This window comes from Micromonospora sp. NPDC048839 (genome assembly GCF_040649915.1).
Taxonomy (GTDB): Bacteria; Actinomycetota; Actinomycetes; order Mycobacteriales; family Micromonosporaceae; genus Micromonospora.
On the sequence record NZ_JBEZGL010000029.1, the window covers coordinates 1 to 24,001 of the forward strand.

Annotated in this window: 24 protein-coding genes, 1 tRNA gene and 2 pseudogenes; 16 read left to right on the top strand and 11 right to left on the bottom strand. The window is 68.9% G+C overall.

Features of this window, described 5'->3' with window-relative positions; genetic code table 11:
* Window positions 1–272: 272 nt before the first annotated feature.
* Entirely contained in the window at window positions 273–1,577 is a 1,305-nt protein-coding gene (locus AB0C25_RS33885) for a tyrosine-type recombinase/integrase (RefSeq protein WP_357378844.1), read from the top strand.
* A gap of 97 nt (window positions 1,578–1,674) precedes the next feature.
* Here the strand turns inward: AB0C25_RS33885 and AB0C25_RS33890 are convergent, their stop codons facing one another.
* Window positions 1,675–1,881, bottom strand: a complete 207-nt coding sequence (locus tag AB0C25_RS33890; RefSeq protein ID WP_357378846.1) for a hypothetical protein — start codon at window positions 1,879–1,881, stop codon at window positions 1,675–1,677.
* Between the two features lie 143 nt (window positions 1,882–2,024).
* Here AB0C25_RS33890 and AB0C25_RS33895 point away from each other — a divergent pair, with 143 nt between their 5' ends.
* Window positions 2,025–2,447 (top strand): hypothetical protein, encoded by a 423-nt coding sequence (locus AB0C25_RS33895; RefSeq protein ID WP_357378848.1) that lies wholly within the window; start codon window positions 2,025–2,027, stop codon window positions 2,445–2,447.
* Window positions 2,448–2,559: 112 nt separating this feature from the next.
* On the opposite strand, the gene AB0C25_RS33900 is transcribed toward AB0C25_RS33895, so the two are convergent.
* From AB0C25_RS33900 to AB0C25_RS33910, 3 genes are all read right to left on the bottom strand, one after another.
* The gene (locus tag AB0C25_RS33900) at window positions 2,560–2,736 is read right to left on the bottom strand and encodes a helix-turn-helix domain-containing protein (RefSeq protein ID WP_357378850.1); all 177 of its coding nucleotides are present in this window, start codon (window positions 2,734–2,736) and stop codon (window positions 2,560–2,562) included.
* Window positions 2,737–3,653: 917 nt separating this feature from the next.
* Window positions 3,654–4,802, bottom strand: coding sequence for a hypothetical protein (locus AB0C25_RS33905; protein ID WP_357378852.1), 1,149 nt, complete (start codon window positions 4,800–4,802; stop codon window positions 3,654–3,656).
* Window positions 4,789–5,862, bottom strand: coding sequence for an XRE family transcriptional regulator (locus AB0C25_RS33910; RefSeq protein WP_357378854.1), 1,074 nt, complete (start codon window positions 5,860–5,862; stop codon window positions 4,789–4,791). The genes AB0C25_RS33905 and AB0C25_RS33910 overlap by 14 nt, the downstream gene beginning before the upstream one ends.
* A 162-nt stretch (window positions 5,863–6,024) precedes the next feature.
* On the opposite strand from AB0C25_RS33910, the gene AB0C25_RS33915 reads away from it, so the two are divergent.
* The 3 genes from AB0C25_RS33915 (at window position 6,025) to AB0C25_RS33925 (ending at window position 8,392) form a co-directional block, all read left to right on the top strand.
* Window positions 6,025–6,096 (top strand) — tRNA-Gly (locus tag AB0C25_RS33915).
* Window positions 6,097–6,131: 35 nt separating this feature from the next.
* Window positions 6,132–7,475, top strand: coding sequence for a hypothetical protein (locus AB0C25_RS33920; RefSeq protein WP_357378856.1), 1,344 nt, complete (start codon window positions 6,132–6,134; stop codon window positions 7,473–7,475).
* On the top strand, window positions 7,472–8,392 hold the full coding sequence (locus AB0C25_RS33925; RefSeq protein WP_357378858.1) for a ParB N-terminal domain-containing protein: 921 nt from the start codon (window positions 7,472–7,474) through the stop codon (window positions 8,390–8,392). Before AB0C25_RS33920 ends, AB0C25_RS33925 begins: the two co-directional genes overlap by 4 nt.
* A 62-nt stretch (window positions 8,393–8,454) precedes the next feature.
* On the opposite strand, the gene AB0C25_RS33930 is transcribed toward AB0C25_RS33925, so the two are convergent.
* Window positions 8,455–9,054, bottom strand: coding sequence for a hypothetical protein (locus tag AB0C25_RS33930; RefSeq protein WP_357378860.1), 600 nt, complete (start codon window positions 9,052–9,054; stop codon window positions 8,455–8,457).
* A 274-nt stretch (window positions 9,055–9,328) separates the two neighbouring features.
* On the opposite strand from AB0C25_RS33930, the gene AB0C25_RS33935 reads away from it, so the two are divergent.
* The 5 genes from AB0C25_RS33935 (at window position 9,329) to AB0C25_RS33955 (ending at window position 12,201) form a co-directional block, all read left to right on the top strand.
* Window positions 9,329–9,610: a hypothetical protein gene (locus AB0C25_RS33935; RefSeq protein ID WP_357378862.1), complete on the top strand. Its 282-nt coding sequence runs from the start codon at window positions 9,329–9,331 to the stop codon at window positions 9,608–9,610.
* Between the two features lie 74 nt (window positions 9,611–9,684).
* On the top strand, window positions 9,685–10,308 hold the full coding sequence (locus AB0C25_RS33940; protein WP_357378864.1) for a hypothetical protein: 624 nt from the start codon (window positions 9,685–9,687) through the stop codon (window positions 10,306–10,308).
* A complete protein-coding gene (locus tag AB0C25_RS33945; protein WP_357378866.1) occupies window positions 10,286–10,414 on the top strand; it encodes a hypothetical protein in 129 nt (42 codons plus the stop codon). The genes AB0C25_RS33940 and AB0C25_RS33945 overlap by 23 nt, the downstream gene beginning before the upstream one ends.
* Window positions 10,411–10,797 carry a hypothetical protein gene (locus tag AB0C25_RS33950; RefSeq protein ID WP_357378868.1) on the top strand — a complete coding sequence of 129 codons (387 nt, stop codon included), beginning with the start codon at window positions 10,411–10,413 and terminating at the stop codon, window positions 10,795–10,797. Before AB0C25_RS33945 ends, AB0C25_RS33950 begins: the two co-directional genes overlap by 4 nt.
* 3 nt (window positions 10,798–10,800) lie before the next feature.
* On the top strand, window positions 10,801–12,201 hold the full coding sequence (locus AB0C25_RS33955; RefSeq protein ID WP_357378870.1) for a terminase family protein: 1,401 nt from the start codon (window positions 10,801–10,803) through the stop codon (window positions 12,199–12,201).
* A gap of 20 nt (window positions 12,202–12,221) precedes the next feature.
* Here the strand turns inward: AB0C25_RS33955 and AB0C25_RS33960 are convergent, their stop codons facing one another.
* A complete protein-coding gene (locus AB0C25_RS33960) occupies window positions 12,222–13,568 on the bottom strand; it encodes an ATP-binding protein (RefSeq protein ID WP_357379022.1) in 1,347 nt (448 codons plus the stop codon).
* 117 nt (window positions 13,569–13,685) lie between these two features.
* Between AB0C25_RS33960 and AB0C25_RS33965 the strand changes: the two genes are divergently transcribed.
* Genes AB0C25_RS33965 through AB0C25_RS33975 form a run of 3 tightly spaced genes read left to right on the top strand, consistent with a single transcriptional unit; the run spans window position 13,686 to window position 16,395 of the window.
* Window positions 13,686–15,317 (top strand): ParB N-terminal domain-containing protein, encoded by a 1,632-nt coding sequence (locus AB0C25_RS33965; RefSeq protein WP_357378872.1) that lies wholly within the window; start codon window positions 13,686–13,688, stop codon window positions 15,315–15,317.
* A complete protein-coding gene (locus AB0C25_RS33970) occupies window positions 15,314–16,081 on the top strand; it encodes a hypothetical protein (protein ID WP_357378874.1) in 768 nt (255 codons plus the stop codon). Before AB0C25_RS33965 ends, AB0C25_RS33970 begins: the two co-directional genes overlap by 4 nt.
* Window positions 16,082–16,098: 17 nt before the next feature.
* Window positions 16,099–16,395, top strand: coding sequence for a hypothetical protein (locus AB0C25_RS33975; protein ID WP_357378876.1), 297 nt, complete (start codon window positions 16,099–16,101; stop codon window positions 16,393–16,395).
* Between the two features lie 85 nt (window positions 16,396–16,480).
* On the opposite strand, the gene AB0C25_RS33980 is transcribed toward AB0C25_RS33975, so the two are convergent.
* Window positions 16,481–17,275 (bottom strand): phosphotransferase, encoded by a 795-nt coding sequence (locus tag AB0C25_RS33980; RefSeq protein WP_357378878.1) that lies wholly within the window; start codon window positions 17,273–17,275, stop codon window positions 16,481–16,483.
* Window positions 17,276–17,352: 77 nt separating this feature from the next.
* A complete protein-coding gene (locus AB0C25_RS33985) occupies window positions 17,353–17,820 on the bottom strand; it encodes a hypothetical protein (protein ID WP_357378880.1) in 468 nt (155 codons plus the stop codon).
* Between the two features lie 204 nt (window positions 17,821–18,024).
* Here AB0C25_RS33985 and AB0C25_RS33990 point away from each other — a divergent pair.
* Both AB0C25_RS33990 and AB0C25_RS33995 read left to right on the top strand, forming a co-directional pair.
* Window positions 18,025–18,087: pseudogene (locus AB0C25_RS33990) on the top strand (hypothetical protein); the annotation flags it as partial.
* A gap of 174 nt (window positions 18,088–18,261) precedes the next feature.
* A complete protein-coding gene (locus tag AB0C25_RS33995; RefSeq protein WP_357379024.1) occupies window positions 18,262–19,317 on the top strand; it encodes an XRE family transcriptional regulator in 1,056 nt (351 codons plus the stop codon).
* A gap of 48 nt (window positions 19,318–19,365) precedes the next feature.
* Here the strand turns inward: AB0C25_RS33995 and AB0C25_RS34000 are convergent.
* Window positions 19,366–20,216 (bottom strand): annotated as a pseudogene (locus tag AB0C25_RS34000) (IS5 family transposase).
* A 414-nt stretch (window positions 20,217–20,630) separates the two neighbouring features.
* On the opposite strand from AB0C25_RS34000, the gene AB0C25_RS34005 reads away from it, so the two are divergent.
* Complete coding sequence (locus AB0C25_RS34005) at window positions 20,631–21,593, top strand: hypothetical protein (RefSeq protein ID WP_357378882.1); 963 nt, start codon at window positions 20,631–20,633, stop codon at window positions 21,591–21,593.
* A gap of 150 nt (window positions 21,594–21,743) precedes the next feature.
* Here the strand turns inward: AB0C25_RS34005 and AB0C25_RS34010 are convergent, their stop codons facing one another.
* Together AB0C25_RS34010 and AB0C25_RS34015 are read right to left on the bottom strand one after the other, a co-directional pair.
* The gene (locus AB0C25_RS34010) at window positions 21,744–22,376 is read right to left on the bottom strand and encodes a class I SAM-dependent methyltransferase (RefSeq protein ID WP_357378884.1); all 633 of its coding nucleotides are present in this window, start codon (window positions 22,374–22,376) and stop codon (window positions 21,744–21,746) included.
* A gap of 12 nt (window positions 22,377–22,388) precedes the next feature.
* Complete coding sequence (locus tag AB0C25_RS34015; RefSeq protein WP_357378886.1) at window positions 22,389–23,933, bottom strand: MFS transporter; 1,545 nt, start codon at window positions 23,931–23,933, stop codon at window positions 22,389–22,391.
* Window positions 23,934–24,001: the final 68 nt, after the last annotated feature.

A 24,001-nucleotide genomic window follows, 5' to 3' on the forward strand; every position in this document is an offset into this window, starting at 1 on the left:
GCGTGGGGGTTCAAGTCCCCCTCCGGACACGATCTTGAGAACGAACGCAAAAGGCCGTTGACCTGGCTTTATCCAGGTTAGCGGCCTTAGTTGTTTCTCGGGCTGTTGCCGCCGTGGGATCACCGTGGGATCACGGCCCTAGATGAGGACTGTCGAGGGTGTGATCTTGCCTCCGTCGAGCGAGACGGTTACGGTCCCACTGCTGCGCATATAGGCGCGGCTGGCGGCAGAGCCCGCGTAGCTGGGAGGCCGCCTGTTCACGTGGAGGAACAGTGGCGCAGATCGAGAAGAGACCGACGAAGGACGGCAAGACCACCCGGTGGCGGGTGAAGTGGCGCGACGGCGGCGGCCGTGATGGTGACTGGGACGGCGAGACGTTCGACTACCAGGCGGACGCGAAGAGCTTCAAGGCGCTCGTCGACGCCTGCGGTAACCGTCGGCCGTCGCCGGAGCGGCTGGTAGAGCACGGCTTCGGCTACCTGGTGCCGGGTTCCGCCCCGGCGCCGGAGGCGCCGGCCGTGATGACGTTCCGCGCGTACGCGCTGGCCTGGCTGGAGACGCTGACGAAGCCGAGCGTCGAGACGAAGCGGAAGTACCTGGAGCGGCTGGAGAAGCACGTCTTCCCGACGCTCGGTGACCTGCCGATCGACAAGATCACTCGGCGTGTGATGCGCGAGTGGCAGACGGCCCTGCTGGCGACCGGCCTGTCCCGTAAGACGATCGCCAACATCCGGGGCGAGAGCGTGTTCCCGATCTTCCGCGCCTCGTGCCGCCCCGGCGAGGACGAAGAGCCGCCCCTGCGGTCGTACAACCCGCTGGACGGCCTGGCCCTGCCCGACGGCCCGCGCTTCGAGCGGGACATCCTGGAGACGCCCGAGGACGCGGCGATCCTGCTCACGGCGGCGTACGAGGTTGACCCGGAGGCCGCCGACCTGATCCTGACCGCTCTCGCCACCGGCCTGCGGTGGGGTGAAGTGGCCGCTCTGACACCCGAGGCGGTGCGGGCGCACGCCGGCACCGTCGAGGTCCGCCAGGTCCTGCGGAAGGTCAACCGGCAGTGGGTGGTCGACCCCAAGCCGAAGTCGAAGAGCGGCTACCGGCAGGTGCCCGTCGACCCCCGGGTCATGGAGATGCTGCGCCGCCGTGTGGCGTCCGGCATGGCGTTCCTGTTCGTCGCGCCGCGCGGCAACCACTGGCGGTACGAGGACTTCTACGAGTGGCGGTGGGTGAAGATCCGCAAGCTGGCCGAGTCGCGCGGCCTGCGCGGGCACATCACGATGCACGGCCTGCGGCACTCCCTGCTGACCCTGCTGGCGAACGAGGGCTTGGAGCTGTCGAGCCTGACGCACGTCGCCGGACACCGGCAGGTGTCCACGACGATGGACGTGTATGTGCACAGCACTAGGACGCACCACGAGCCGGTGCGGCGCATCGTCGGCGGGTTCCTGGAGGCCGGCATCCGTGCCGGCGAGGAGCAGCGCGCCGCCGGCGCCGGCCGGGCCGCCGAGTACAGGGGTCGGGTCCACCGATCCTCGACCGAGCGCCGGCCGACGATTTCGGCCACGGCCGGTCGTTAGTCGCTACGGGGGAGTTGGTCGGGCGGAGGGATCGCGCAACCGCCTGGGCAGGCGGCGTGCCGGTGATGCGCCGCCTGCCCGCGAGCCCTTGAACCCGTCAGAACTGCCCGATCAGGTCTGCCAGGCGTTCGACCGGCTCGCTGGATGGCGCGAACAAGACCGCCGCGAGCAAGAGCAGGATTGCGATCACGAGAACGACCACCCAGACGTTGACTGTGGCATTCAGGATCCACTGGGAGCCCCCGGTGTTCTCATCCACCTGCGGGTTGGCTGGCGGCGGGGTGGGCTCAGGACGTACGCTCATCGCGTCGTTCTCCTCGCTAGCTGTGGGCGGAACGGTTGAACGGCTCCGGGTGCAACCGGGGCCGTTCGCGTTTGCGACGACCGCGCCGTTCGAACTCATGCTCCGCTGCCCGCAACAGTCGCGCTTTCAACTACGGTTGATGAATGTTCCGAGAGCTTGGGCTGCCGAGTGACGACGATTGGGCGACGCGCGGTCCGATCTGGATCGACAGCGCGCTCCGTGACTGGTTCAAGAGACTCGCGCAAGAGAGAGTCCAGCAGTGGGATGAAGAACCGTCGGCGTACGAGAAGTCGATCCTGCGGTTGAACCCGGAGCTGCGCTTACATCTCGCTGTCATCTCGCTCATGTCCGCAACCCGGCTTCGACTTGACCGGGAACTGCTTCTCCTCACTGGGCAGGCTGAGGAGTTAGGTGCCACCTGGACCGCGTTGGCCGAGGCGCATGCTACGACCCCGCAGAACGCCCATAAGGTATTCGCTAAGCGCCTGATGGGTGTTCGGGGCTCTGTGGCGAACGGCTGGGATGTTGAGCAGGCAGTGGACGAGTTCTACCGCCGAAAGAGCTAGCTGCGTCGGCTTCCGCCATCCTCCTAGGACGGTCTAGAGGTGGTTGTGGATGCCGCCGGATGCCGGAACTGACCGGCAGCGAACGACCTGGTGTACAGGCGGCGCCCAGGTATTAGCGCCGCGCCAGTGCCGGGCACGCCTTGTAGGCGGCGGCGAGGTCCTCGTCGGTGAAGCGGACGAGCCGGCCGAGCCGGTGGCACGGCACGCGGCCCTTGGACACCCAGCGCCGCAGGGTCGTCTCCGCGACGCGCAGCTTCGCTGCGGCTTCGGCGTAGGTGTACTCCTGCACGTCTCCTGCCTTCCATGATCTCCGACGAGTGATAATGATGAGGTCACAGTAAAGCATTGCGGCCGTACAGGTCTACGAGGGAGTCGTGGAGTAGTCCTCGGCCTTTTCGGGGACTGCTCTCGCGTGGGACACGCCTGCTACCACGCGGTGATCTAGGAGTTGACTGCTGCCCAGCGGTTCCGCGAACGAGTCACGCTGACTAGAGTGACGGCATTGGGGGTGGGATCGTACGCATGTTCGATCACGCTCCCTGTTACGTCCGACCGTTTCGCTCGTTGCGCACTGCGGGTGGAGGCTACGTTACGCACCGTACGGATCGTCGGCCAAGTTGGATCGTCAGCCTAGGAGAGGGAACGATGACATCTCGGCAACGAGGCAGTTGCCTCCCCTCCCGGTCGACCGCCCCGTGCATGGAGAGAGCTGCAGAAGCCCTTGGATGGTCGGGCGTGGTCGTGCCCGACGTGTCACTACTTGGCACCCACGTTTCGGTAGTCGTGCTTCGTGATGCCGCCGCGCACGAGTGGCGCTTGGAGAACCGGTGCGCCGAACCTCTGCTTGATCCTGACTCTCTAGCCATGTGGGAGTGGCCGCAGGGCCGCGGTCTGTTTCCCCCGTCTGCGGTGTCCATCCAAGGAGTCCTCGCTGGCGTAGAGAGGTCCCCCCGCAACGCGCTTTCGACCGCGCGGAAGTGGCGCGGGTTCGCCGCTACCGCCGTGGCCTTGCCATCGATCGCCGCGGCAAGTCGAGATCTCCTCCTGGAGTGTTCGTACTCGGGAGTTGCCGTTGTCTGCGAGGACCAGGACGAGGCGAGGATCATCCAGCCTGGGCATTCCGGCCGCCTAGCCACCGCACGTCGAACAACCGTGGACCGCTGGATCGAGGAGCAGCTCTATGGACGCCTCTTGGCGGACGCGGAGCTAGCGGACGCGCTCCTGTAGCGTCGCCGGCTCCAATGCCTTGAGCCAGCCCCCAAGGAACGGGGGCGGTTCCCACTTGTCGGTGTTGCTCTCAACCTCGTAATGGCGGACCTGCGCGTTCCAACACTTCGCGCGCCAGCTCTCCGTCCGCGCGGCCCTCGTCGATCCATGAGGCAGGAGTTCGTCCCGAAGATCAAGCAGCACCTCAAGGGAGTGCTCGAACGCCAGCCGCTCCTGCTCGGGCCAGGGGTGGATGGCCAGTTGCCCCAAGGGCCGGGAGTGGCAAGCCTCGCAGGCGCATTGCCAGAGTCCATCGTCAGGGTCCGCCTGTGCGGCAAGCGCGATCTTGTCGACGCTGATGTAGGCGAGGCACTCCTTCACCATCGCGGCAATCTGCGGATCGTGGCCGCCTCCGCCGCCCCCGTCCTTCATCGGGTAGAGGTGGCGAAGGCTGGTGGATGTACCCACTGCGGCTGCGAGGGCGCCCATGCAGAGCGCCCCAAGGGCAGACACGTCGCAGCGCAGCAGCATCACCGGAACGGGGCAGTTCAACAACCGCAGCAGCGAGCGGACCATGTTCTTCAGGCCGAGTGGGTCCTTGTCGTGCTCCAAAATGACCGCGATGGGCACGCCCGCCTGCTCGATGGAGGAGAGGAGTGTGTCGAGCGCCGGCGCAGAACGTAGCCAGGAGATGTGAAGCGGTAGCAGGGCGATCGCATCTTTGATATCTGCCGCGCGGCGAAGAATGTCTCGAAGCCCCGCTTCGTCGCCCTCGCCCACGTAGCCGGAGTCCGTGAGAACCGGAAGTCCGAGGTTCCTTTGATCGCTGATCCAGGTGCCGTTGAACGGGGTCCGCGCGGCCACGCGGTTGGCGCCGGCATAACGAGCGGCGTCGAGCAGCAGCGGCTGGCGGAAGTTGTTGTGCTCCCGCAAGTGTCGTGCGGCCTGGTAGACACGGGACGCCGCGTCCGTTGCCCTGAAGTTGCCCTTCCTGGCGGTGATCACGAGACCCGCGTTATCTCGGCGCGCCAGCCTGGCAACACTCAGCGCCTCGTCCGAATAGCACTGAATGAGGAGGGCTTCCTGGAAGGGCTGTAGCCGTGAGGGCATCCGGCTGTCGCTTTGCTCGCGGGCGTTATCCAAGCTCACTGCCCGTACCTTCCTGGTGATTCGGCGCTGTGTCCGTTCGGTCTGGCAAGTAGTGGCGTGCGAAGGGTCCTGGCAGCATCAGGGCCGTCGAGGCAGCTTTGTCCAGCGTCCTGCCCAGACTGCCCAAATGAGCGCCAACGACGCGCGTCATCAGCTGCGGCCTTTCCTCGGCGACGGCGCCGGGTTCGACCTTCGCCCAGCCAAGCTGATTCAGCCTGATTCGCAGCATGCGGTGTAGTTGGTCGTCGATGAGCCCGAGGCGGGAGGCTTGCTGGATCAGGGCGGCAATCGACATGCCCCAGGTGACCTTGAGGTCGAGCAGGCGTCCGAAGTCCCGTGTGGTCAGAAGGGCTAGATCCTGACCGATCGCGGCGGAGGGCGCGATGAGCTCGCCGGCGAACTCGAACGCCTCCTGCTCGACCGCTTCTTCCCCGGTGGCGACCTGCCAGCCGTGTAGCACCAGATGGCCTAATTCGTGGGCGACGCTGAGCCGCTGACGGTCGCCGGGGAGGGCGGTGTTGACCACGATGATGGGCCGGCGCTCGGGCAGGTTGAGGCTTACCCCGTCCTGCGCATCCGTGCCGAGGTCTCGCCGGATCACGGCAACCCCAAGTTGTTCGACCAAGCAGATCACGTCGTCGATGGGCGCGTCACCGACGCCGAGCAGCGCTCGAACGCGTTGAGCGGCCTCGTGCGGGGGAACCGCACCCACGGGCAGCTCGGGCAGACCGACCTCTGGCCGGTGTGGTAGCTCCTCGATCAACCGGGTCGCGGTCAGGCTGATCAGATGTGTCAGTCCCTCAATGCGCCTGGTGGCGAGGGCGGTGAGCTTGCTCCGACGTCGACGGTGGTGAACGCAGGAGACATTGGTACCGAGGCTCGGTTCGCGGACGGCGAGGAGTTCGGCGGGAACCTCAAGGACTTCGGCGAGCTGGCCAAGCTGCTCGCCCTCAAGCTCAAGCTGGCCGCTTTCGATCTTGGACACATAGCCCTGGGAGACGCGGGCCTTGAGGGCGAGCTCGGCTTGCGTCCACGCCCGCGACTGCCGAACTACGGTCACGGCCGCTCCATTGCCTCGCATATTGCCTCCCTCCATCATGTCCGGCCACAGTAGCACGGCGGTGCGCGAAATATTCCTGAGTCATTCCTAGATCATTCCAACATCGTTTTAGGTGAGCCAGCATGTACGGCTACAATGCCGTATTGCGTTCATACACGCTCTGCGCTGGAAGTGCTGTTGGTGGCACACCGCCGTTCCACGGTGGAGGCCCAGGTTCAAATCCTGGCCGGCGCTCGACGCCCGGCCACAGGGGAAGGTGGTAGTGGCGCGTGTTCCACGGCAGCATCCCGGCCGACCTGCGCTCGATCATCTACGAGCACGCCGAGTCCTGGCCCGACACTGACCTGTACGTCGGCTGCTCGGGCAACTTCACGATCGAGCGGACGCTGCACAGCCGGCCCGGCGAACAGCGCGCGATCCACGGCAACGACGTCCAGTCGTACTCGAGCGCGCTCGGGTGGTGGCTCGCCGGCCGGGAGCTGGACTACCGGCTCAAGGACGAGCAGCGCGAGGAGCTGGCCTGGCTGGAGCCGTACCTGACCAGCTCCACGGACACCCTCGCCTCGCTGATGCTCGGCACGCGGTTCCTCCAGTACGTCGGGCGGCCCGGCGTCTACTACGAGCGGATGGTCCGGGCGACCGTCGGCCAGTTCCCGACGATGCACGCCAAGACCGTCGCCAAGCTGAACGCGCTGACGCTGCGCCTGGCCTCGTACTACTGCGGCGACGTGCGGGACTACCTGCGTGACGTCGTGCCCGACGACGCCCCAGTGGCGATGTTCCCGCCGTTCTACGCCGGGGACTACGAGGCGCAGTTCGCCGGCATCGACGAGTTCTTCGACTGGCCGGCGCCGACGTACGACACGCTCGACGAGGACGGCAAGGAAGAGATCATCGGCGCGGTCCTCGACCGGCCCCACTGGATCCTCGGCCTGCACATCGCCCGCGAGGAGCTGCGCCCGTGGCTACGCGGCGTCGTCCAGACCTCCAACCGCGGTATGCCGATCTACGTCTACGCATCGTCCGGAGCGCGCCGCGTCGTCGCGCCCGCCCAGCAGGTCGCCCCGATCCTGATGCCGAAGATCGGACCCGCGGACGACCTCGGCGACCGCATGGCCATTCACGTGCTCAACGGCGGCCAGTTCGCCGCCATCCGCTCGCAGTTCATGAGCAAGACGATCCTGCCCGGGTCGCCGCTGCTCGCCTGCGGCGTCAGCGTCGACGGCAAGCTCGTCGGCGCGTTCGCCTACCTGCCGCCGAAGTTCGACCCGGCCTGCGCCTACCTGATGAGCGACTTCCCCGTCTCGTGGACCCGGTACCGGCGGCTGGCGAAGCTGATCGTCATGGCGGCTGCCAGCCGCGAGGCCCAGCTGCTGCTCCAGCGGTCCCTGTCGAAGCGGCTGACCGCCTGGTCGACGACCGCCTTCACCGACCGGCCGAACAGCGCCAAGTACGGCCGGGGCATCCCCGGCGTGAAGCTCCAGAAGCGCAGCGAACCGGCCGCCGACGGCATCCACCGGTACCAGCTCCAGTACGGCGGCCCCCTGGGCGACTGGACATTGGCCGAGGCGCTGGCCGAGTGGAAGCGCCGCCACGGGAAGGACAAGCGATGAGTGACGCCGACGAGCCGCTGACCCTGCGCCGGGAGACGGTCGACCCGGCCGAACTGACGCTGCTGGAGGTCAACGCGCGGTACATGCGCAAGGAGACGTTCGACCGCCTGGTGGCCAACGTGCGCCGAGACGGTGCCCTGACCAGCACGCCGCTCGTGTGGCACGACGCGGCCACCGAGCGAATGGTGGTGCTCTCCGGCAACCACCGCATCATGGCCGCCCGCGAGGTCGGCCTGACGGCCGTCGACGTCATCGTGGTCGATCAGGAACTGTCGCGTGCCCGCCAGGTCGCGCTCCAGCTGTCGCACAACGCCATCGAGGGCGAGGACGACCCGGCGACGCTCAAGCACCTCTACGAGGAGCTGGACGACGTGGACTGGCGGGCCTACTCGGGCCTGGACGACAAGCAGCTCGACCTGCTCGCGCAGGTCGACCTGGAGGGCCTGTCCGAGGCGAACCTGGACTTCGCCACCGTGCAGTTGGTGTTCCTGCCGATGGAGCTGGACGCCGCCCGCGCCTCCTTCGACGAGGCCCGCAAGCTCGTCCAGGCCGACGCCCGCTGGCTCGCCGGGTACGGCGACTACGAAGCCACCCTGGACGCGCTCGCGACGACCCACGGCGCCCACAACGTCGGCAACGTGGCCACCGCGCTGGGCCTGATCCTTCAGGTGTTCGAGCGGCACCTCGGCGAGCTGCGCGACGGCGTGTGGTTCGACCCCGAGTCCGGGGAGCCCATCGGCAACGTCAACCGCCTGGTGCCGATCGAGACGGTGCTGGAGACGCGCTCGCTGCCGGCCGGCGCCGCTGCCGTGGTGGCTCGCGCCGTCAATCAGCTGGTGCGCAAGGGCGAAGTGCCTGCCGACCAGCGGTGGCGGGCACTTGAGTTCTTGGCCGCCGACTATCTGTCGGGGTTATGAAGGTGACGTGCGGGGCGTCCGTCGCGCCGAGGCGCGGCGGACGCCCGCTGCCTAGCCCGTGCCTAGCGGTGCGGGTTGGTCGGCACCAGCTCGGACGCGCCCGCGTACGTCAGGTCGAGATAGTCGCCCGGGTGGTAGACGAAGTGCCACTCCAGTCGCACGCGGCTCGTGAAGGTGACTTCGGCGTTGCCGTCCACGTTCGGGTCGACCACCCGCAGGTCGTCCCGCCCAGCAACCGCGGCCAGTCTGCCCCAACCGGTGAAGGTCACCTCGGTGACGGCATCGACCCTGCCGACGTGTTGATCGTCGGGGTCGTGGTACACATCCCAGTTGATCGTGTCGAGGTCGGGCGTGACCCCGTCGATCACCATCTCGCGCAGGATGTCCGTGGGCAGCTCGACGTCGTCGAAGGTCAGCCCGGCGGTCCAGTTCTCGCTGTTCTTCCCGAGGTAGCGCCCGATGCTGTTGCCCGCCATCGTGCGGCATGCGCTGCTCACCGCGTCCGGCAGCAGACTGTCCAGCGACGGGAACAGCGCCTCCAGCTCCGCCTGGGTCTTCCGCTTCCGCTCGTCGTCCTGCTGATCGCGGGTCAGACGCAGCGCGGTGGCGTAAGCGATGCCTTCCTGCTTGGCCAGTTTCTTGGCCCGGTTGTCCGTGCTCACGGTCAATCCATCCTCCGGCGGACCCCACGCAACCACCGGCGACAGGGGATGTGCCGGAGCTACCGCACCCGCGTGACGATCAACGCCGTGTCCCTCGGTGTCCCCAGTGCCAGGCGTGGGCCGGCGGGCGACAGGAGAATCCGGCGGCGCGGGGCCACCGTGCTCTCAACCGTAGCTCGCGAGATTGGCATCGGGAATTGGCCAAGCCTGGCATGTCTCTGCCCGGTGCCTACCCGGCCGCAATAGAGAACTGAAACCCCCGAAGGAGAACGAGATGTCCGACTCTGCTGACCCGTACGCCGGCCTCGACGAGCGGCAGCGCTACGACCTGGACCGTCGCTGCGACCACCACCCGCCGACGAACCTGGAGCAGGCCGAGCGCCACCTGGCGTGGCGTACCGCCGTGAAGGTGCTGATGGCCGAGGCGATGCGCAGCCTGCCCGCCGGCCGGGAGACGGCCCTCGTCCTGACCAGCCTCGACGACGCACTGATGTACGGCAACGCGGCGCTCGCCCGACCGCCGATGCCCGGCGGACCCACCCCCGGACAGCACTGAGACAGGGCGGCCCGGCCTGACTTCCCCGCAGACCGGGCCGCCCGCACCAGGCGCGACAGCACGAGGAGGTGACCATGAGCGAGCCGGAGTTCCTGCCCTGGGACCGGCAGCGCCGAGAGCCCGAGAAGGCGTACGGGTACTTCCTGCTGTACCGCGACCTGGGCCGCACCCGCACCGTCGCCAAGGTCGCCACCGAGGTCCACAAGAGCCGGGATTACCTCCACAAGCTGGCGAGCACCTGGAAGTGGGTGCAGCGGGCGCAGACGTGGGACCGCGAAGAGGACCGGCTGTACGCCGAGGGCCTGGCCGAGCAGCGACGCGACATGGCCAGGCGGCACGCGCGGATTGCGTCGGCGCTGCAAGCGAAGCTCGTGACCCGGTTGCAATCCCTCGACGCGTCGAAGCTCGGCCCGGGGGACATCGCCCGCTGGCTGGAGGTGGCGACCCGCGTCGAGCGCCTGGCCCTGGGCCTGCCGGACTCGACCACCGCGCACACCGGACCGGATGGCGGCCCGATCCGCGCCGAGGTCGACCAGATGAGCGAGCAGCAGCGGGCCGACTTCTTCCGGGCGCTGATGGCCGAGGCGGCGGCCCGCGCCGGCCAGACCGACGCCGTTGGGGATGTCGACGACCCCCACGACCGCGACGACGAAGGCGACGACGAGGAGGCGGCCCGTGAGTCGGCGACGCAAAGCTGACGGGAAGGTGCGGGCGCCGCGCTGGGCCGTGTGGTGCATCGCCGTCGGCGGTCTGCTGGTCGTCGCGTCCAGTGTCGCCGCCGTGGTGCTCGCGGTGGCGCGGTGAGGCGCGGCCCGCGGTCGACGCGGCTGCTGACCGGGCACCGGACGCCGCCCTTCGCGCAGCCGACCTCCCGACCAGGGGGGTCGGTCGTCGGCCCGCAGACGTGGGCGGCGCTGAACATGCAGCCCCGCCGGGCTGTCGGTCGCGCCCGCGTCGGCCCGACCCGGGCGCAGCGGCGGACGCTGACCCGCCGGGTGTGGGCGTGGAGGCTGCTGCTGTCCGGCTGGTTCACCCTGACCGCCCTGACGCTGTGGGCGGCGGTCCGCTGGGCCGGCCTCGCCGGCCTCGGCTGCCCGGCGTTGATGGTCACGGTGCTGCTGGCGCTCGCCTGGTGCGCGGTTGTCGACCTGCGCGACCGCGAGGCCGAGATGCGGAACGGGCGCTGACCGATGCTGCTGGCCTACCCGGACCCGGCGATGATGACCGACGCCGAGCTGGCCGCCTACCTGCGCGAGGTGTCCGAGGTCCAGGGTCTCGTCCGATACGACTGGTCCCGGCACGCCCGGTCCGAGCAACTGGAGCCCAACAAGGCGTACCGGATCTGGATGCTGCTCGCCGGCCGCGGCTTCGGCAAGACCCGCACCGGCGCCGAGACGGTCCGGAAGTGGGCGACGGCGAAGCCGGGCGGGCACTACGCGGTGATCGCGAAGACGCACCGCGAGGTGTACAACGTCTGCTTCACGGCCCGACGTGCCGGCCTGCTGGCCGTGGTGCCACCCAAGGACGTGAAGACGTTCAACAAGAGCGAGCCGTACCTGGAGCTCAAGAACGGCGCGATCATCCGCGGCTTCGGCGCGCAGGACCCCGACGTGCTCCGCGGCTACGACTTCGACGGCGTGTGGTGCGACGAGTATGCCGCCTGGCCGGTGCAGACAGCACAGGGCGTGTTCGACATGCTCTGGTTCTGCATGCGCGAGGCCGAGAGCCCACACATGGTCATCAGCACGACCCCGAAGCCGCTGCCGCACGTGAAGAAGCTGCTGACCCGGGCGGCGAAGCAGAAGGCACGCACCCGCCGGCCCCGCGTCGTCATCACCCGGGGCAAGACGCTGGACAACGCCGCGAACCTCAGCCAGGAGGCGCTGGAGGAACTGCTGGAGCAGTACGGCGGCACCCGCCTCGGCCGGCAGGAGTTGGACGCCGAGCTGCTGACCGACGTCGAGGGCGCGCTGTGGAAGTCGGCGTGGATCGAGGCCGGGCGCGTCGACAAGGACGACCTGCCGAAGCTGGTCCGCACCGTCGTCAGCGTCGACCCGGCGGACACCGTGTCGGAGACGAGCGACGAGACGGGCATCGTGGCCGTCGGCCGAGGCGAGGACGGCGAGCACTACGTGCTGGCCGACCGGAGCATGAAGATCGCCGGCATGGCTGCCGCCCGGCGGATCTGGCAGTGCTACCTGGACGTCGACGCGGACGTGGTGATCTACGAGGGCTCGTCGGCGTGGATGCGGGACATCCTCGTCGACGCGTGGGTGGCCATGCAGAAGGAGGGCCTGCTGCCCGGTGGCGACCCGCCACTGGACGTCGTGCAGGCCCGGGTGAGCAAGCGGGTCCGCGCCGAGCCGGTGGCCGCCCGGTACGAGGTCGACCCACCGCGGGTGCACCACGTCGGCGCGTTCCCGGCGCTGGAGGACCAGCTGACGACCTGGACGCCGGAGTCGGGCGACTCTCCGGACCGGCTGGACGCCCTGGTGCACGGCGTGACGTACCTGCGATCGAAGGAGTCCCGGCGGGCAGTGGTTGCTTCGCCGCTCGGCCGGCGGCTCCCCCCATCGGCAGGCCGGCGATGAGGGGAGGTCCCGGCCTACGCCTACCTGTGGACTTCAACGCCAGCAGCGGCGGCCCACCTGGTGATGTCCTCCCGCCCAGAACGGTGCCAGTAGGGGAGGCGAACACCTCCAGCCGCCGTGACCTGCTCTACCTCGGGGGCGCCGAACGATTGGAACAGCTCACTGGCGAGCCTGTGCGTCGTCGCGACAAGCCCGACGCCTCCGTCGCTCAGGTCGTCGATGTCAGCGACTGTGTCGGCGAACGGTTTCTCGGTCACAGTCTCCCCTACTTGCTCGTTCGGCCAGCCGAGATTGGAGACCAACGCGACCGGCCGGATCACCGGCCAGATCGTTGCTCGGACGGTTGCGTGCCCGCCGGTCGCAGCCCGGCTTTGGGCGTGGTGGGCAAGGAATCGGAGGCCTGCCCCGATACCGAGGGTGAGCCACTGCGTATCGACGAGGTCGGCGCCCAGGTCCTCGTTCCCGGAAACCGTCGAGCTGACCGCCGTGGAGAAGGCCCCGTTGCCGTTCTCGTGCAGCTCGCAGGCGCCGCGCGAGTAAGGCTTGCTTGGCTCAAGCGAGCCGGTACCCACCAAACGGCGATGTCGCACCGTCGACCGGCTGAAGCGGCGTACCGGAATGCCGAACGCTCCGGCCTGCTGACTGGCATTGCTCAGCTGGAAGGCCTGCAAGGCGGCAGCGTCGACCGTGAAGCTGCCCGGCGCGTCCGGTACAAGCGTGACCACCACGAACAGTTCGTCCTTCGCATGACGCTGGGCGAATTGGGCTTCGACTCGCGCAGCTTCCTCCATCCGGCTGCTCAGGCCGGCGAACCGCGCGCGGTACGCCTCGGCAACCTCGCTCTCGGACAGCCAAACGGTCTCGGTGCCGATTCGCTTGGGGTAGAGCAGCCCCTTGTTCTCATTGACGTAGGCGTGTGGTGCGTTCGCCGAACGTGCGACCCAGAGGATGAGAAAGCCTGTGCCGGGTCGGCTGGGGTCTTCCACGGGGATGACGTCGAAGGTCGGTGTCGGCTGGATGTTGCCGTAGACGGTTTGCCGGAGACGGCGACGCTCATCGTCAGAGATGTTGACGCCGGTGTCGGTTGCGGCGCGGCCTTGCTCGTCCTCGTCCATGCCGAGGATGAGGATCCCGCCGTTGGCGTTCGCCAGTGCGCCGACGTCCCCGCAGAGCTTCTTTCGGTCGCTATTGCTGCTGCCGTAGGTATCGCGCTTGAAGTCCAGGTCGGGACCCTCGGCCGTGGCGGGGATGAGTCCTTTGACCTGGCTGTATGTCAGAGATTCGTCGATCAGCCCACCGAGGAGCTGTTCGAGTCGGCGGTTTCGCAGCGTCGGCATGTGTTCGATCCTGAACGGCTGCCCTTTCATCAGCAAGTGCGCAGTTCAGAAGCAGTTTCTATTAGACGGTCAAGATCATAATTGATACAATGATTATGTACGGCACGATCCGTACGTCCGTTCACGTGGAGTAGGAAGGACCCAGGAGTGACCGCACCGACGAAGACGCGGAGCCGGGGCAAGAAGGCCCCGTACCTCGCACAGATCGACCCGCGCGACCTGCTCGCGCACCCGCGCAACCCGCGGACCCAGTTCGGCGACCTGACCGAGCTGCGCGCCTCTATTGCCGCCCACGGCGTCTGGCAGGCGCTGACCGTCGTCCCCGAGGACGACGGCCACCGGATCGTCGCCGGCCACCGACGCGCGAAGGCGGCGGCCGAGGCAATCGAGGCCGGCGAGTGGCCCGACGGCATGGCACAGACCGTGCCGTGCCTGGTGCGGCCGGACATGGTGGGCCTAGCCCCCGACCAGATCGTCGCGATGCTGGTGGAGAACGACCAGCGCCTCGACCTCACCGAGAGCGAGCGGGCGGCCGGGTACGCCCAGCTGGAGCTGTTCGGCCTGGACGTCGCCGAGATCGCCCGCCGGACCGGCCGGGCCCGGAAGCACGTCCAGTCCGCGCTCAAGCTGACGAAGCTCGGCGAGGCCGCCACCGCGGCGGCCGACGCCGGGAAGCTGTCCCTGGAGGACGTCGCCGAGCTGGAGGAGTTCGAGGACGACCCCAAGACGATGGCGAAGATCCTCAAGGACGTCGGGACCAGCTGGGGGATCAAGCACAAGGTCCAGGAGGAGCGCCGCAAGCGGCAGGTCAAGGAGGCCGTCGCGGCGGTCACCGCCGAGCTGGAAGCGGCCGGCGTGAAGCTCGTCAAGAAGCCGAAGGAGTGGCCGCACAACTGCCAGATGGCGCGCGTCGACCAGCTCCAGACGGCCGACGGCGAGAAGGTAGACCCGGAGGCTGTGAAGGCGCTCGACGGGTACGCCGCCGTCGTCGAGGAGCGGTGGGACTCGGCCGGCGCGTTCATTGTCTGCCTCGACCCGGAGGCCCACGGCTACAAGCGGACCGGGCATAACTACTACAAGAGCCCGGCCGAGGTCGCCGCGAAGGAGGCCGCAGCCAAGGCGCGAGAGGAGCTGATGGCGCGGCTCAAGGAGTCCCGGACCGTGCGGCGCCGGTTTCTCGTCGAGAAGTACGGCAGCGCGAAGGGCGCGAAGACACTGCTGGTCGAGGCGATGCGGTTCGCCGTGGTGTGGCCTGACTTCCTCCAGTACCGCCTCGATCGGGAGTTCATCAAGGAGCTGGCCGGCGGCGAACTGACCGAGGGCGTGACCGCCGGACAGGACCGGCTGAACCGGCTGCTCGTCGCCCGGATGGTCGGCGCGCAGGAGCACAACGTCGAGCAGGTTGCTGACGGCCGGTGGGTCGCGCACAAGGACCTGATCGTGCTGTGGCTCAACCGGCTGGAGGAGGACGGCTACGAGCTGTCCGACGCCGAGGCGGCTCTGCGCGCCCGGCTCGTCGCCGAGGAAGAGGAGCGGAAGCACGCCGAGGAAGAGGAGGAAGCCGAGCGCCTGGCGTACGAGGCCGAGGAAGCCGCGCAGGCCGAGGGCACCGACGAGGACGGCGAGGACGGCGAGGACGGCGAGGAGCGGACGGTCGTCGACGCGCACCTGCCCGAGCACGACGTTGAGCCCGAACCCGACGCCGAGCCGGTCGGTCCGGACCCCTGCGCCGAAGTCGACCTGGACGCGGCCGGCCCCGCGGCCGACAGCGACGAGTGAGTCTGACCCCCACGGGTCGGCAGCCGGCGGCGCGCACCCCCTCGGTGCGCGCCGCCGGCGCGACGGCCCGACCGACCAGCACGGAGGAACCCGTGGACGACCTGCTGCGCGGCACCTGCCCCGCCTGCTCAGCGACCATCGGCGAGACGCACGCGGACGACTGCGACGTGGCCGAGTGCCTGGTGCGCGGCTTGAAGCGCATGTACTGCCAGGCCCTGGTCGACCCCGAGGGCCACGACTGCGGCGCGTCGACGTGGACCGGCGACTGGCCGGGCCACCGCGAGGCCCGCGAATTCGGCTGGCACGTCCGCTGGGACGTCGAGGCCCAGACGTGGGCGCGGTGCGACCCGGACGTGCCCGGGTCCGGACCCGACCTGAACCGGCTCTACCAGCACGCGCGGTGGGACCCCTCGGCCCGCCGCTGGTTGCGGCGTCGGGCGGTGGTGTTCACCGGGACGGTGCGGGGCGGGCGAGCCGCCGCCGAGGAGCTGGCCAAGGTGGCGCAACGGTGGTGCGCGCAGGAGGGCCTGGACGTGGTGTGCCAGCACGTCGGCTCGCGCAGTTGGCGGTGCGTGGTCGCCGACGTCGCCGCCTGTCGTGCCGAACTGGTGGTGGTGCCGTCCGTCGCGGCGTTGGGAAACGGCCGACAGGTGTTCGAGCGGCTCGGGGCGGTACGCGGGGCCGGCGGCGACATCGCCGGCCCCGGCCTGCGCATCGACGCGGACGGCGCGATCGTCGCGGCGTCGGCCGGCGTCGACCAGTAACGCGAGGAGGGTGCACGATGGAGCGAGACAAGCGGGTCATCCTGGCTTGCCCGCCGTACAACATCAACGAGCTGCTGGCCGGCACGGGCGTCCCCGAGTACGTGCCGACGGTGGAGCACTCGCTGATCCGGTGCGTCGACTGCCAGGTGGAGATGTGGGTCGGTCCGAACCAGCGGACGACCGCCGCGCGGGCGCCGCTGGCGACCCTGCTGCTGTGCATGGGGTGCGCGATCAAGGAGACGAGCCGGCGCGGGCTGCCTGCGGCCGTCGGGCACTTCGGCGGCGGTGGCGGAAGGCCACGACTGCCGCGCTAGTCCGCGAGACGGACCAGCGGTGCGGGCTAGTCCGCCAGGCGGACCAACTAGGGCGGGTCACGGTGATGCCGTGGCCCGCCCTCCGTCATGCTGGCTGCCGACGGTAGGTCGCCCAGGCGCGGGCGGCTTCCGCGAGCGGCCCGCGATGCGGGGCTGAGCTCTCCTGCCGCCGCTGCTCCCACAGGGCGGCGAGGGCATCGGCGAACGCGTCCAACGCATGAGGCGCGGCTTGCTTCCAAGCAGGGATCTGAGCCGCCCACGACTCGGCCTGCTCGGGGCTGTGACCAGCACGGATGAGCCGCACGATCATCAGCGCGGCGTCGAGCCATGCGGCGCCCCGGCATGGCATAGACCAGTCGATGACGTGCACGCGGGCGCCGAGGAGGAAGTTGAACGGCGTGACGTCGGTGTGCATGAGGGTGTCCCCGTCGACCAGCTCGGCAACGAGCCGGCCTTCCCACCGCTTTGTGGCAGCCTGAACCCGGACCGGCGGGCACGGAGTGAGCGACTGCGCCAGCGCGGTCAACGTGTCCGCCAGGAGAGGGAGATCGGCCGAGCCGGGTGACAGGTCAGCGTGCCGCCCTGGCACGTGGTCGAACCCGAGCGCGAGCCAACCCGCTTCCTCGACCGTCCACTGAAGCCGTGGCGCGATATCGGGCAGCCATGGGTTGATCCGGGCTTCGGTGCGATGCATTCGGGCCAGCGGGTTTGCTGTTGGAATGGCCTTGCAGAAGACGTGCCCGCGATCGGCGTCCAGGGTCGCGGCGAACTTCGAGACGGAGCCGGCTGTCGCCGAGCGTGCCGCCCGGACCGGGCCGGTGTGCGACTCGATGGCGAGGCGCAGAGCTGCGGGCAGCGTGGCCCAGTGGTGGTCGGGCATCCCGCTCCCTAGCTGACTGCTGCGGCCGTAGGCGCTTGCAGCCTACGGCCGCAGCAGCAGGGGCGGTGCGAGCCCGATCAGCGTGTCGGGCTGTCCGTGCATCCCGCGTGGCACTGCGTGCAGTCGGCGGTCGCCCGCCACAGCGGCCCGTCGATCAGGTAGCCGGCCTCGGAGATGGCGTGGATCGCCCGGTCCAGGGGCACGGCGGTGGACGTCGGGGCGGTCGGCCACTCACTGCCGTCCTCCGGCTCGTGGTGGATGAACCGCCCCGCGATCCGGTCGCAGAACGCGGCGTAGTCGCGGGTGTAGAGGATGAAGGTGTGCCAGCCGATGTCCACCAGAGCGGACGGACCGATCGGGGTGGTCGTCACGGCGGCGGCCGAGAGGAACGCCAGCGCCTGGTCGAGGATGCGCGCCGGCATGTCGGCCGAAAGCTCCGGGTGGTCCTTGGTGATGCGGGCGGTGAGCCGAGCGAACAGCTCGGGGGACACCAGCGAGCTGCCTCGCTTCTGGGTGAGCGGCGGGTTGAGCGCGGTCATGGTCATGTCGGCTCCTCTGTGTCTGCCCTGGCCACTGCCGGGTCTTCACTCAGAGTTGTCTATTGAAGACCCCTTGTGAACGGGTCGGGTGTTGCGGCAACATCGGCTCTCATGGATGCAGAGGCGTCGCTGGGCCCTGCTGAAAACTCAGCAGTGCAACTCGTGTTCGGCCTCGCCCTGCGCCAACTCCGCAGCGAGGCTGGCCTGTCCCTGCGCGCCCTCGGGAAGGCCGCCCACTACGACTTCACTCGCCTGTCCCGTGCTGAGCGCGGTGAACATCTCGTTGATTCCAGCGTGGTCAGGGCACTCGACACAGCGCTGAACAGCGGTGGACTCCTTGCTCGCCTCCACTCCCTGGCCCCACCCGAGACACCGCGGAAGCAGGTGGCCCGGCAAGCGCCCAGGGCCACCGTTAGGGCTAGCTCCGGCGATACGGTGAAGCTGGAGATGAGGACGGCCGACGGAAGGATCGTGCAGGTGGCGCTGACGCGACGCGAGTTCTCCCAGCTGCTGGCGACCGGCGCGCTGCGGGCCGTGCTTCCCGCCGGCGTGACCGACCTCGACCAGGCCGACCGAGTGCGCCGAGTCCTCGACAATCCGCGCCGGCTCGACCCGCAAGTGCTGACCTACTTCCGGCGCTTACTCGCCGAGCACTACACCGCCGACAAGATGCTGGGCCCTCGGCAGCTCCTCGGGCCGGTTATGGCGCAGCTCGACGTCCTCGACACGCTGCGCCGGCACGTTGCGCCCGGCTCTGCCCAGCCGGTGCTACGGCTGCTGACTCAGTACGCGGAGTTCGCCGGCTGGCTCCACCAGGACGGCGGAGACCTGCCCGCCGCGATGAGCTGGTCCGACCGTGCGTCGCAGTGGGCCCAGGCGGCGGGCGATGACGAAATGGTGGCCTACATGCTGGTCCGGAAAAGCAACATCGCCACTCTTGACAATGACCCGACCGCGGTCGTCGCGCTGGCTGCCGCCGCCCAGCGGGTGCGGGGAGACGTCAGCCCGAGGCTGGTCGCGCTGGCCGGCCAGCAGGAGGCCCGTGGCTGGGCGCAGCTCGGCGAGGTCGACCGATTCCGGGCCTGTCTCGACGCAGCGGCCGGACAGCTGAGGGACCACCCGGGTGAGTTGCGCCCGGACGCGCCGGTCTACCTCCACGCCTACGACCTGAGCACGCTGGAGGAGCAAAGCGCCAGTGCGTATCGCAGTGCCGGTGACCTGGCGACAGCTGAGTCGATTTTGGAGCGAAAGATCGGGGATACACCCGCCCACCTTGCCCGGGACCACGCGCACCTGCGGGCGAAGCTGGCGAACGTCGTCGCCGCCAAGGCGGATCCGGACCCTGAGCGGGCCGCAGACCTGGGGATCGCCTGCCTTGAGATGTGCCGACAGTCGGGGTCGGCGAGAATCGCTGGCGAGTTGCGGGCGCTGGACCGGACGTTGGCCCGGCGTTGGCCCGGGTTGCCAGCGGCCCGCGCGCTTCGCGAGGCGCTGGCCGCCTGACCCGCCGCCGCTAGGCCGCCCAACGGACTAGGCCGTGTCTTCAAAGGTTCATAACCATTGGAGTAGCGCGGCGATGGTGACGGTGGCCCGGTATGACGTTGCTGTCTTGTCGTATCGGGTCGCCAAGCTGCGGCACTGCTTGAGCCGGTTGAAGCACCGTTCGACGACGTTGCGCCGCTTGTAGAGCTGCTTGTCGAACGCTGGTGGCCGGCCGCCGCGGCTGCCTCGCCGGCGGCGGTTGGCCTGCTGATCAGCGCGTTCGGGGATCGTGTGTGGGATGCCTCGTCGGCGTAGGTCTGCGCGGATGGCCTTGGAGCTGTAGCCCTTGTCGGCGATGACGTGCTCCGGGCGGACGCGGGGCCGGCCGGGGCCTGAACGCTCGACACGGATGCGGGTGAGGACCTGGGTGAAGCGGGTGCAGTCGTTGACGTTGCCGCCGGAGAGCACGAAGGCCAGGGTCCGACCCAGGCCGTCGCAGGCGAGGTGAATCTTGGTGGTCAGTCCACCTCGAGATCGACCGAGGGCGTGATCTTGTGGTTCGTCCGTTTCTCGGCGCCCCCTTTAGCGCCTGCAGCGTGCTGGTGGGCTCGCACGATGGTCGAGTCGACCGACACCAGCCAGTCGATGTCACCGGCCGCGTCCGCGTCGGCCTGCACGCCGGCCAGCATCCGCTCGAACGTCCCGTCCAGGGCCCACCTGCGGAAACGGGTGTAGATCGACTGCCAGGACCCGTAACGGGTGGGCACGTCCCGCCACGCTGCCCCGGCCCGGACCTTCCACACGATCCCGTTGAGCACCCGCCGGTCATCGACCCGAGGCCGACCACCCGTCACCGCCGACGGCAGATACCTCGACAGGGCTTCCCACTCGACGTCAGACAACTCGTAGCGACGACCCACGCGCTACATCATCCGATACCAAGATCCTTTGAAGACACTGCCTAGCGGCGGGGTGACGGCGGTGGTGCCTCTCGGTGTGGATCGCGGCGCCGGCCGCCGCCGGCTAGTGGTATCTGTCGGTGCGGGCTGGACGACGAGGTCATGCAACGCCTCGACCGGATCTGGCCGGGCACGGGGGAGCGCCGCAGGCGTACGCCTGGTGAGGCACGTGTTCGTCGTACCCGGTCGACCAGCTGCCACAGCTCGGCGGGGAAGCCCACGACGCGCCCTATGACCGTAACGGAGGTTAGTCCGCTGCACGGACCAACTGGGTTGGGCCACGGCGAGGTCTGTGGGGCACCTTTCGCGTTTTGTCGGCCGGGCGGCTTAGGGTTGCGGGTCGCATCGCAACGGCGTCCAAAGAGACGGTGAGCCATGAATGCAGTCATCGACCTCGGCAATGGGGATCTCCTTCAACTGGAGCCGGCCCGCCGTGCCTTCCACCTCTATCCGGGTGCCGGTGGCGCACAGGTCGAGGTGACACTCAGGATCAGCAAAGCCCATGACCTGGCGCCGGGGATCGCATACCGCGTAAGCGCCCGGATGTACGTAGAGGACAGCACGCGCAAGCAGCGGATGCTGTGCGCCCTGGACGCCACGAACCTGGTCACGCCGCTTGTCCGGGCAGGCGACGTGCAGCTGTCAGGCTTCGTCACCGACGAGCAGTTGCGCGTCGTTGAGCAGTTGCGCGCCGGTGGGGATCTGTGGGTGAACCTGCGGTTGTCGCTGGATTCCGTCGAGTGGCGGGAGGATTCGGAGCGGCCGCCGCTGATTTCGGAGGAGGAGCTGGAGCAGCTGCGGGAGAGCGTTGCCAGGGGCGAGCGGTTCAAGCCGTCGCAGCCAGGAGCGATGGTGGTGGTCGAGCGTCCCGTGCGGCAGCAGCGGACCGGGGACCTGAGGTTCGACATCAACGCTGGCGAGTGGGCGGCGCAGATGGCGGCGATCGAGGCTGGGACCTTCGTCGAGCTGCTGGTGCCGCTGGCCGGCGGCGCGGACTACGCCGGTGCGGTGGCGTTGCTGCGCGAGGCGCGCGAGCTGCTGCGGGAAGGCAGTGTCGATGCGGCGATCGGTCAGGCGCGCAAGGCCTTGGAGCAGGTGCGCAAGGAGTACGGCACGCAGAAGCTTTACGAGACTGCGACGAAGAAGTCCCCGCGGACGCGGCCTCTCGCAGAGCGTTGGGCGATCATGGTCGAGGACCTCTACTCCACGATGAGTGGTGCCGCGCACGCCGATGAGGTGACAAAGGAGTTCACGTTCACGCGGGAGGACGGCGCGATGCTGCTCACCGCGACGGCGGGGATGCTCAAGCGGTTGGCTGCTGACCGCCAGACCCTGTAGACAAGCTGCAATCGGCCTGACCACCGGTGGAATGCACTTATTCGATCCGTGCGCTATTTCGGGCCGCTCTGATCAGTTGATCTAGGTGGCTCGTCGGGTCAAGGACCGTCCGTAGTGTTCAGCGCGAACACGCAACGTTAGGGATCTGATCTAGGGCTGGCGTGTGACCTCGCGGCGGGTGGCGACGCCGATGAGGTAGTCCCCGCCGATGGGCGCACGCCACCGGTCGCCGACGTACAGGCCGTGACGCTCCAACTCGGTGCGGAACTGATCGGCGGTGAATCGGTCGTCGGTCGGATGGTCGAACATCAGCCGGTAGGTCGGCCGGGCGAGGGCGCGGGCGGTGACCTCGTCGAAGTAGAACTTCCCGCCGGGGCGCAGTACCCGGGCGATCTCGGCGACCGCGTCGCGCCAGGCGGGGATGTGGTGCACGATCGCGAAGTCGAATACCGCGTTGTAGGCGGCGTCGGTGGCGCCGATGCTGGTGTACAGGTCGGCAGCGTCGCCGGTGTGCAGCCGCACCCGGTCGCCGTATTTCGTCAGCCGGCGTCGGGCCCGGGCGGTCATGGCGGGGTCGAGGTCGAGGGCGTCGACGTGGGCGGCGCCGAACTGGTCGAGGATGAGCCGGGTGCCGTAGCCAGGTCCGCAGCCGATTTCTAGGACCCGGGCGTCGGCTGGCAGGGTGCCGCCGAGGCGGCGCAGCCAGGGCACTTCGTACCAGCGTTGCAGCCATCGCCGGGGCGGTGAGTTGATCAGCGCCGTTTCCATCTGGTTCATCAACATGCGGGTGTGCTCCTACGAGGTTGGGCTACCGGTGGGGGTGGAGGCGGCTCTCGTGGGTGTTTCGGTGTCGAGTGGGCGGCCGGGTAGGAACATCGCGGTCAGGATGGCGGCGATCGCGGCGACGGCGGCGCTGACCGCCAAGGCGAGGGCCATGCCGTGCACGAATGCGGCGTGGGCGCTGACGGCCAGGGCGTTGTCGCCGGTGCGGGCGGCAACGGTGAGGGCGCCGGTGATGGATTCGCGGGCGGTGTTGGCGGCGGGTTCGGGGAGGCCGGTGGTGTCTAGTTTGCTGGTGTAGCCGGCGGCGAGCAGGCTGCCGAGCAGGGCGACGCCCAGCGCGCCGGCGACCTGCCGTAGCGCCATGGTCAGGGCGGTGCCCGAGCCGGAGCGGTGCGGGGGCAACACGGCGAGCACGGCGTCCATGGCCGGGGTGAGGCTCATTCCGGCGCCGAGCCCGGCCACGGTGAGCCATGCCGCCACGTATCCGTAGCTGCTGTTGATGTCGGTGGTAGCGCCGACGCCGAGCCCGGCGGCGGTCAGCAGCAGCCCGCCCGCGACGGGGATCCGGTAGGCGGTGCGGGCGGCGAGCCGCTGTGCCAGCGGGGCGCCGACGACGATGCCGCCGATGAGTGGAAGCAGGCGGAGTCCGGTGCCGAACGCGTCGGCGCCTTTCACGAACTGCAGGTACTGCGGCAGGGTGAACAGCAGCCCGAACAGGGCGAAGCTGGCCAGCGTGGCGGCGCCGGCACCCCAAGCGAACTGGGCGTTGCGGAACAACCGCAGGTCGATCATCGGTTCGGCGGTGCGTAGTTCCCGGGTCACGAACCCGGTCAGCAGGACCGCCGCGACCGCGAGGGCCACCAGAACGAGGGGGTGTCCCCAGCCGCGGCCGGGCGCCTCGACGATGCCGTAGACCAGGATGACCAACCCGGCGGTGGACAGGACCGCCCCGGGAAGGTCGGCAGCCGGTGGCCGGGGATCACGCGATTCGGGCAGCAGTAACCCGATCGCGGCGATCGCGGCGGCCACGACCGGCACGTTAATCAGGAAAATGGCACCCCACCAGTAGTGCTCCAGCAGCCAGCCGCCGAGGATCGGCCCGAGCGGCAGCCCGACGCCGATGCCGACCACGACCAGCGCGACGGCTTTGCCGCGTTCCCGTTCGTCGAACAGCACGGTCAGCACGGCCAGCACGATCGGCATGATGATCGCCGCGCCGGCGCCCATGACAGCTCGCACTGCGATCAGCGTGGCCGCCGAGTCGGTCCAGGTCGCGACAAGACACGCACCGCCGAAAACGGCCAGCCCGGCCAGGAGCAGCCGCTTGCGGCCGTACCGGTCGGCGAGAGCGCCGGCTGGCAGCATCAATCCGGCGAAAACCAGCACGTAGGCGTTGACGATCCACTGCAAGCCGCTGGTGCCGACGGCGAGGTCAGCTGCCAGGGTGGGCAGCGCCACGTTGAGGATCGTCAGGTCCAGACCAAGGGTCAGCACGCTCAGCACCAGCGCGCCGAGAACCCACCATCGGCGATTACCGGCTCGCTCTGGGGTTGTCATCCCGCACCACCAACCTATCGTTAGTAACCGCTGTCACCGCTACTTGACGATGAATCATCAGGGCACGT